The 2,993-nt window shown below is 58.8% G+C and carries 2 protein-coding genes; both read right to left on the bottom strand.

Annotated elements, in window-relative coordinates; genetic code table 11:
- Positions 1 to 213: 213 nt before the first annotated feature.
- The gene (locus NZ823_11855) at positions 214 to 636 is read right to left on the bottom strand and encodes a hydrogenase iron-sulfur subunit (GenBank protein MCS6805817.1); all 423 of its coding nucleotides are present in this window, start codon (positions 634 to 636) and stop codon (positions 214 to 216) included.
- A gap of 90 nt (positions 637 to 726) precedes the next feature.
- A partial coding sequence (locus NZ823_11860) for an FAD-dependent oxidoreductase (protein ID MCS6805818.1) occupies positions 727 to 2,993 on the bottom strand: 2,267 nt, incomplete at its 5' end.

Below are 2,993 nucleotides of genomic sequence, written 5' to 3' on the forward strand. Positions count from 1 at the left end.
GGTTTGACCGTAGATCTTGTGATCCATGAGGACGGGCATGTGAACGATCTCAAGCTGAGGCAGAATATCGAGCAGTGGCTCGCCAACATCGAGGATCGTGACTTCGCATCCCCCGCAGATGGCGAACCACTCTTGAGCGAGTCGCACCGCCATAGGTCACCTCCTTTTTGGATTCGTCGACCACCGCAGTCTGCCGAAAATAACCGGCCGATACTATCCGGCCATGCGATAGGGGCTCGGCCCCAAGCGTCGGACTTGCTCGACCATCTCAGTGACGACTTGAGCAAAGCGCTGCGCTTCGGAAGCCGAGACCCATTCCAAACGAAAGCGTTCCGGCTCCAGACCGAAGTCTTCGAGCATCAACTCAATGGCTTCGGCGCGGGCCTTGGCACGCAGATTCCCCTCCAGGTAATGGCAATCACCCGGATGACAGCCACAGATGAGCACCCCATCAGCGCCGCTGGTGAGCGCCTCGATGACGAAATTCGGATGAATCATGCCGGTGCACTGCACCCGAATGATGCGGATATTGGGCGGATACTGGATGCGCGATGTGCCCGCGAGATCTGCTCCGGCATACGCACACCAGTAGCAGCAAAAAGTGATGATTAACGGTTCAAATTGCTCGTCGCTCATGGGACGTTCTCTCCTGAAAAATCCTCCCCAGCGGATGAAAAATCCCGACGGATCATCCGCCGGCGCCATTGGCCCGTTGGCGAGATCCCTTCATGTCATCACCCCCAATGCGGCTTTCACTTCCGCCAACAATTGCTCCGGTCGGAAGTGCCAGACGTAAATCGCCCTCTTCGGGCAGGTCGCCATGCACGTGCCGCAGCCCTTGCAGATGGCTTCGTTCACTTCCACCCGCTTCTTGACTTCTCCGTTCACAACGTACTCAACGAGCGTGATTGCCTTGAACGGACACGGATCCACACAATACGCGCAGCCATCGCAGTTTTCGGTGACGACGTGGGAAATGGTCGGTTCCAGTTCGATCGTATCCTTCGAGAGAATCGTCGCCGCCCGTGCCGCCGCGCCCAAGGCTTGCGAGATGACCTCCTCAATGGCCAGCGGAGAATGTGCGTTCCCGCAGAGGAAAATGCCGTCGGTGGCGAAGTCGAGCGGTCGCAGCTTGCGATGCGCTTCGAGGAAGAACCGGTCTTCGCTCAGCGGGACTTTGAGCAACTGCGCCAATTCCTTGTTATCCTCACGCGGAATTGTGGCGGCCGCCAAAATGACATGGTCCACGAGCAACTCGATGGTCTCGCCGAGCGTCTCATCTCGCACGATGACGGCGAGTCTGCCATTCCGCTGGACGACGGTGGGCGGCCGATCATCGGCGTAGCGGATGAACGCGACGCCGAGTTTGCGAGCCTTCGTGTAGTAGGCTTCACGGAATCCGTAGGTGCGCATCTCTCGATAGAGCACATAGACCTGCATGTCGGGATCACGCTCTTTGAGCTTCAGAGCGTGTTTGATCGTCTCGGAGCAGCAGGTGCGACTGCAATACGGGCGCTCTTTATTTCGGGAACCGACGCACTGAATGAAGGCGACGGACTTCGCCCTGAACCCGTTGCTGGCGATACGTTCTTCCAGTTGATGATGCAGCAAGACGCGGTCGTCCTGACCGTAGAGAAACTCCGTCGGCGTGTAGGTCTGCGCGCCTGTTGCCACAACAATGACGCCGTGGCGTATCTCTGTTGTTGCGCCGTTGCCGCCCGCCGCGATCTTCGATTCGAAGTTGCCGAGCGAGCCTTTGACCTCAGCGAGCGCCGCATTGGTGTAGACGCGGATGTTCGGATGAGCGGTGACAGTAGCAATCAGCGTCTTCAAGGCGGCCTGTGGGTCTTCGCCATTGAGCAAGTAGTAAGCGCCTCGCAGGTAGCCGCCAAGCTGGCCCTCTTTCTCAACGAGGTGCACGGTGAAGCCTTGATCGGCCAGTGCCACTGCCGCTGTCATGCCTGCCAAACCGCCGCCGATGACGAGCGCGTCATGGCTCACCTCCAGCGGACGTGGGTAGAGCGGATCGTTCAGCTTCACTTTGGCCACAACCATGCGGACAAGGTCTTTGGCTTTTTCTGTTGCTCTATCCGGCTCGTGACTGTGCACCCAGGAGCAATGTTCGCGGATGTTGGCCATCTCGAAGTAGTAAGGATTCAATCCCGCTGATCGAACCGCGCTGCGGAAAAGCGCCTCGTGCGTGCGCGGCGTGCACGAAGCCACGACCACGCGATTGAGGCCGTACTCTTTGATCTTCTCCTTGATGCGTTCGAGACTGTCGTTTGAACAGGTGTAGAGGTTGTTCTCGGCATACACAACGCCCGGCAGCGTGTGGGCGTATTCGACCACGGCCGGAACGTTCACGACGCCGGCGATGTTCGTCCCGCAGTGGCAGACGAAGACGCCAACGCGCGGCTCCTGTCCGCGCACGTCAATTTCCGGCGGATAGACCGTGGGAGCGATGAGACTGCCACGCGCTTCGCCGAGCAATGCCATCACTCGCGCTGCCGCTGCCGAGGCTTGTGACACCGTCTCCGGAATGTCCTTCGGCTCAGTGAAAGGGCCGGCCACGTAGATTCCGTCGCACCCGGATTCTACGGGACTGAAGATCGAGGTCTCACAGAATCCGAAACGATTCAGCCGCACACCGAATGTCTCGGCAATCTGGCGCACGCTCCGAGGCGGCTGCATGCCGACGGAGAGCACAACGAGGTCGTATTCCTTCGCCACTTTGCGGTCGTCTTCGGTCAGATAGGTGATCCTGAGATTCTTCGTCTCCGGAATCTCTTCGACGACCGGCACGCGGCAGCGAATGTAGTTGACGCCCAGCTTCCTGGCGGTCTCGTAGTATGCCTCGAAGCCTTTGCTGAACGCCCGGACATCCATGAAGAAGATGTCGCACTGGAGGTCTTCACCTGCGTGTTCTTTGGCGATGATGGCCTCTTTGGTGGCGTACATACAGCAGACCGACGAGCAATAGTCGCGCTCGTAGT

This window comes from Blastocatellia bacterium (assembly GCA_025054955.1).
Classification (GTDB): domain Bacteria; phylum Acidobacteriota; class Blastocatellia; order HR10; family J050; genus JANWZE01.